Annotated in this window: 8 protein-coding genes; 5 read left to right on the top strand and 3 right to left on the bottom strand. The window is 60.1% G+C overall.

Annotated features, from left to right (window positions below; genetic code table 11):
* Nucleotides 1-801: 801 nt before the first annotated feature.
* Nucleotides 802-978, bottom strand: coding sequence for a hypothetical protein (locus tag QJT78_RS48790; RefSeq protein WP_187387677.1), 177 nt, complete (start codon nucleotides 976-978; stop codon nucleotides 802-804).
* A gap of 159 nt (nucleotides 979-1137) precedes the next feature.
* Between QJT78_RS48790 and QJT78_RS48795 the strand changes: the two genes are divergently transcribed.
* From QJT78_RS48795 to QJT78_RS48805, 3 genes are all read left to right on the top strand, one after another.
* The gene (locus tag QJT78_RS48795; protein WP_245289410.1) at nucleotides 1138-1473 is read left to right on the top strand and encodes a hypothetical protein; all 336 of its coding nucleotides are present in this window, start codon (nucleotides 1138-1140) and stop codon (nucleotides 1471-1473) included.
* A 312-nt stretch (nucleotides 1474-1785) separates the two neighbouring features.
* A complete protein-coding gene (locus QJT78_RS48800) occupies nucleotides 1786-2007 on the top strand; it encodes a hypothetical protein (protein ID WP_080677810.1) in 222 nt (73 codons plus the stop codon).
* 18 nt (nucleotides 2008-2025) lie between these two features.
* The gene (locus tag QJT78_RS48805) at nucleotides 2026-2439 is read left to right on the top strand and encodes a hypothetical protein (protein WP_281460770.1); all 414 of its coding nucleotides are present in this window, start codon (nucleotides 2026-2028) and stop codon (nucleotides 2437-2439) included.
* Between the two features lie 338 nt (nucleotides 2440-2777).
* Here QJT78_RS48805 and QJT78_RS48810 read toward each other — a convergent pair whose 3' ends face one another.
* Complete coding sequence (locus QJT78_RS48810) at nucleotides 2778-3167, bottom strand: helix-turn-helix domain-containing protein (protein ID WP_253586901.1); 390 nt, start codon at nucleotides 3165-3167, stop codon at nucleotides 2778-2780.
* Between the two features lie 109 nt (nucleotides 3168-3276).
* Complete coding sequence (locus tag QJT78_RS48815) at nucleotides 3277-3540, bottom strand: hypothetical protein (RefSeq protein ID WP_080677839.1); 264 nt, start codon at nucleotides 3538-3540, stop codon at nucleotides 3277-3279.
* A gap of 259 nt (nucleotides 3541-3799) precedes the next feature.
* Here QJT78_RS48815 and QJT78_RS48820 point away from each other — a divergent pair, with 259 nt between their 5' ends.
* Together QJT78_RS48820 and QJT78_RS48825 are read left to right on the top strand one after the other, a co-directional pair.
* Nucleotides 3800-4249 (top strand): hypothetical protein, encoded by a 450-nt coding sequence (locus tag QJT78_RS48820; protein ID WP_281460771.1) that lies wholly within the window; start codon nucleotides 3800-3802, stop codon nucleotides 4247-4249.
* Nucleotides 4250-4293: 44 nt separating this feature from the next.
* Complete coding sequence (locus QJT78_RS48825) at nucleotides 4294-4473, top strand: hypothetical protein (protein WP_281460772.1); 180 nt, start codon at nucleotides 4294-4296, stop codon at nucleotides 4471-4473.
* The last annotated feature ends 75 nt before the right edge of the window (nucleotides 4474-4548 follow it).

Raw genomic sequence — 4548 nt, forward strand, 5'->3', positions numbered from 1 at the left:
GCCCTCCCGACGCAACGACAAAACCGTAAAGCCCCGCGTTCAGCATAACCCGGCAGGAATCCACTTAAATCCAGCGGGGCGCTGTCCAAACAACCGGGGCCAGCTCTCGACGCCGGGAATTGGGGCGGCAGGATCGCGGCAAAGATATGCAAAGCGCCGGGCGGAAGATTATTTCGTCGGTTTACTGGTGCCTGGCGGATCGCTCGCGTAAGCCGGCGGCCGGGCTTAAACCTTCTAGGCCAATTGACGGGCTTGATTCTCAACGCGGTTTGGGACTCGCCTCCGGTTCGACGGCCGGTTGGTCGATTTCAGGTGCGGCGGGTTCTCGCACGATATCTTTGGAAGCTTGTCGGTTTCTTTGGAATGCCCATCCGATTAATCCCGCCAGCACGAGGACAGCTCCGGCGAGCATAAACCAGTGTGGATACTCCATCCCAGAAAGCATCGCTGTTCCCGCTAATGCTCAGTGTTCACCCTCGTACCGCATCGGCTGGGTAGGCAACCGATCTTGAGCGCGATGGTTTCGACGACTGCTTGTTTTTTGGTCGGAAAGTGCGTCGCCACCAACGACAGAACACCAGCGATGCAGAGGGCCGTCAGAGCGGCCCCCGCAACGCTTACCGCACCTCGCAACAGCAACTGCCCCAACGCCCGCAACATGGCATCCGCATAACCGGGAAATGCTTAACGAATGCCGCGCGCGATCAACGGCGCTCAGAAAAGCGCGTCGCATCGCGCGGCATCCCATCAGATCAAGGTTCCGCGCAAGCGAGCGCTGTCGGATGACTAGTAGGTGCCCGCCTATTGCGTGCTGAGCGACACGCCAAGAACAAATGCCTTAGCCGCCGTCGCGCCCGGCGTTCGCTTCAACTTCTTTGCGATCTTCGTGACACCAGTCTTTTGCCTCGCAAGTAACTTCAGCGTCTTCAGGTCGTCTTTCGTCCACTCGCGCCGAACAGTCTTCTTTTTCTTGGCCAACTCGCCGCTCCTTCATTGATAGGAGCGCGGTCTAACACATGGCGCGCGGTACGCAAATCACTGGTGGACGGCGCTGTTTGACGAACCCTGTCGTTTTGGACAGGTGCGGACCTCCCGGGGTGAGCGCATGATCGCGGCTAAAGGACGAGGGCCGCGGCTATGCGACGTTACTACTTCCCGATCTTCCACAATGGCGAGACACAGGCGGACGAGGTGGGAGAGCTATTTGCCTCTGCTGAACTAGCGGTCCAATACGGCGCGCGTGTCGCCCGGGATATCGCCAGCGATCCCGATTGCGACCGTGGTGCGGGCACGGTCGTAATCGTGCTTGACGACTCCGGCACCGAGATCGCGCGGCGGGAGTTGAGGGGCGGGCGGAAGCGATGGAAGTGGAGGTGGTTAACGAAATCTCACCACTTTCTTGTGATCCTCTGGACTCTGAAGGGGAATTCCATGGCTGAAACCTCGATCGAATGGACGTGTCCTGGTTGGTGAGGGGCGGGTGGCGGCACATCGCCGGCTGGTCAGCTCATAGTGAGCTTCCCTTCGATCTGCGAACTCCTGGCACCTTCAGCGAAAAATTTCCTGAAGTCGCTCGGTTGTCGCTCGATTTACGTCTCTCATTCAGCTTCGATTGAAGCGGGTTGCGCACGACATCAAGCGAATCGACGATGTTGCACGCCTTCATTAGGCCGCTCTCCGCTTAGTGATCAGCTTGGCCGCTGCGCCATGGTCGGAAATTAGGAACATAGCCCCGTCCGAAAGCTTCTTGTGCGTCAGGGACCACGAATAGCGGAGTTCTATTCCATGGCTGCCCAGATCGTAATGGACCACACAGGGGACAGCAGGTATTTTTTTGGACAAGACGACCGCAAGCGGCTGGCCGAGGCTGAGCGGCGCTTCAAGGAGCTGACCGATCAAGGATTCACCGCCGCCACTCGGACAGCGGCTGGCGATCTCAACGTCGTACGGACATTTGATCCGACCGCTGATGAGACGCTGTTCTATCCACGCCTCGTTGGCGGATAGACGCTTCCGCAGCGGCAAATGTTTTTGTTCAGGCGCCATGGTAGCAGTACGCGTTTGCGCGCGCTCTATCGGAGCTTTACCGAGGAAAATGGGCCCGAAGAGCGTGCGCATCGTCTTCTCCGCGAATGGTTGTCTTCGGAACAGCGTGCGCAGTTTGATGCCAAGGGATATTTCGAAGTCACTGGCTCTCATACCGGCCGACGATATCGAATTCATCAGGGCACCATGAGTAATGTTTTGGAGCTTGATGACGAAATGGAGCCAAAAATCGGATGGTGTTTCGTTCCTGAACGGCCCCTAGCAGCTTGTGACGTGATGCTCGCTCAGAAGATCGCGCTCGAAACTAACGAAGCCGCAGTGCTCGCGCTTGGCAACCGGGTTTCTCCGAGACCGCCCCCCTCGCGGCCCCGAGCGGTGCGGCGCGCCTATTAATTGGCCAGCCGCATTAAAATCAAAAAGGACCCCGGCCCAAATGGGGAATGAGCCGGGGCCTAGAGGTTTGCCCTGAGCAACCTGAGCGCCGCTAGGGCGTCGGGAACTTGGCAAAAGCGGAGATGTTCCTGGCGCCGGGCCGGCGTGACGGGTCGATGCTGCGAGCGGACAAGCCGCGCCGCAAGCCTTTGTCGTCGGCGAACCCGACGTTTTTATGCGGTCGGGTCGACGGCGGGCCGGTCGCGGCGTGTGGCCGCCTGTGCGCTCGCCGCGGCTCTGCGCTGGCGGCGCGCTGCTGTAGCCCGGCCTAATGGCCTTCTGACGCTTGACGGTGCCGCTTAGCCCTTCGAGACGCGCCTCCTGCGTTCGTGTCCGTGGACGGCATGACGTAGTGTTTCCGAGGGGCTTTCCCCGAAAACTGTTCGGTACTCAACGGAGAAGCGCCCCAATTGGCGAAAGCCAAAACGCGTCGCGGTTTTGGCGACGATGACGGACAGGCTTCGAGCCGACATGAGCGCTCGCCGTACCCGGGCTAGCCTCAACATCTGGAAATATTGGAGCGGCGACACCCCGTGGACGTTTTCAAAAGCCCGGAGCAGGGTTCGGTAGCCTATGCCCAGCCTTCGGCACAGCGCTGCAATGCTGGGCGGGTTTTGAAGGTCGGCCAACACCCTTTTCTTGGCCTGCTTAACCAGATGATGCTGCCTTCTCGTGGTGCTGCCGTCCATGCCGGAAGCCTTGCTCGCGTCGTCCTGGGCTGTCGATGCGCACGACCAAGAACGCAGACCTTGAACTCTTGACCTGCCGCCTGCCGCTGCCTATTGCGCTACAAGTGCTTTACCGCCGCGCCCCAACGCGATTGACGCCACCATTTGCATTGCCACCGGCGTTATGACGGACCGCAGCACGTGCCACCGGCCGGGGCCTGAGCACGACGCCTGCCCGGGCAACGCAACCTACTGGATATTCAACGTACTGGCAGTACACGACCGCCTTGGCTGGCGCTGGCGTGAGAGTGAGACCTGCAAGCCCCAACAGGGCGCTAGCAGCAATCCCGGCAACAGTCGTTGAGTTGATCGAAAGACGCTTCCTCGGATGCATGGCGAACCTCCCTCTTCGCGCTTGCGTCACTGAAAGATGACGGGAGCCGCCTTCGGTGCGGCTGAACATAGCGTGAGCGCCAAAGGATCGCTGACGTTGACCTAGATCAACGGAGGGTCCGTGCCTGGCGGCTTGGCGATAGCGACCCTCCGCTAGGTTGGTCGACAGGGTCCTTCGCCTGCCAAAAACGCGATCGGTACTGCTTCCCTTCGTCCCCCGGTTGTGGCTAGTGTGCGGGCGGTTGGGGGAGATTAAGAACGTGCGTAATGTGGGATTGGCCGTGGCGCTCAGCGTCACGCTAGCAGGCTGTGCCATTCAGCGTGCCCAAGTGGCGCAGGACGCCCGGGCGCAGATGGTCGGCCTCTCCAAGGAACAGGTTCTCGGATGCATGGGGCCACCCGCGAACAAGGCTGCGGAAGGCCAAACCGAAGTTTGGTCCTACGCGTCCGGCAACGGTTTCTCGTCAACTGTAGCAACTGCCGACGTGAGCACCAGCGGTCAAGCCGCACGTGTCGGCAATCAGGTATATGGCTCGGCCAATTCGACGGGTTTCGGCACCGCCGTATCGACAAGACGTTTTTGTACGGTCAACGTCGTTATGACGAACGGGCTGGTAAGTGCTGTTAACTATCAAGGCCCCACGGGAGGGTTGCTGACGGCTGGTGAGCAATGCGCTTTCGCCGTTGATGCCTGCGTCAAGAAACAATGATGTCGCGACCTGTCTCTCTCGGACAAGGAGCGGGCGATCTGCGAATGCGTTGCGTCTACAGTTTCCTGACGACATCGCCGAACGCGGTGGTCGCGCCGATCCATCCGAAGGCCATGCCGGTGATCCTGACGACCGACGAAGAGCGGGACGCGTGGGTGCGGCCGCCGTGGAATGAAGCCAAGGTGTTGCGGAGCTATGGCGGAATCTGGGTGATGACGGTGTGAGGAAGGCGGCGTATCGAGGCGGGTGACGAGCCTGCCAGAACCTCTCGAGGAGAGCGATACGCCATGACCGAGACT

This window comes from Bradyrhizobium sp. Mp27, assembly GCF_029953005.1.
Lineage (GTDB): Bacteria > Pseudomonadota > Alphaproteobacteria > Rhizobiales > Xanthobacteraceae > Bradyrhizobium > Bradyrhizobium barranii.